This window comes from Microvirga sp. HBU67558, from assembly GCF_018069605.1.
Classification (GTDB): domain Bacteria; phylum Pseudomonadota; class Alphaproteobacteria; order Rhizobiales; family Beijerinckiaceae; genus Microvirga; species Microvirga terrae.
The window spans coordinates 1-320 of record NZ_JAGPUP010000133.1 but is presented as its reverse complement, the minus strand read 5'-3'; the positions used below and the strand labels follow the sequence as shown (position 1 = coordinate 320).

Sequence of the window (320 nt, the reverse complement as noted above, 5' to 3'; positions counted from 1 at the left end):
GCTGGCCTATGTGCTCAACCGGGTTGCCGGGGAGCAGCATTGCGTCGCTGGCCCCTCGGCCCTGATCGGTGCCTCGAACTTCTTCGAGCTCGCGGTGGCCGCTGCCATCAGCCTGTTCGGGTTCAACTCGGGCGCGGCGCTGGCCACGGTCGTCGGCGTCCTGATCGAGGTGCCCGTGATGTTGTCCGTCGTCTGGATCGTGAACCGTAGCCAGGGCTGGTACGAGCGCGGTGCCCTTCAGCATCGGGTGCCTTCGACCGCCCGCGAGCGGGGAGTCCAGCCCGGTGAGTGACCTTCCCAACATCGACTTCTCGGTCCTC

The 320-nt window shown here is 67.2% G+C and carries 1 pseudogene; it reads left to right on the top strand.

Annotated features, from left to right (window positions below):
• Positions 1–292, top strand: a pseudogene (locus tag KBI52_RS00540) (arsenic resistance protein); the annotation flags it as partial.
• Positions 293–320 lie beyond the last annotated feature (28 nt).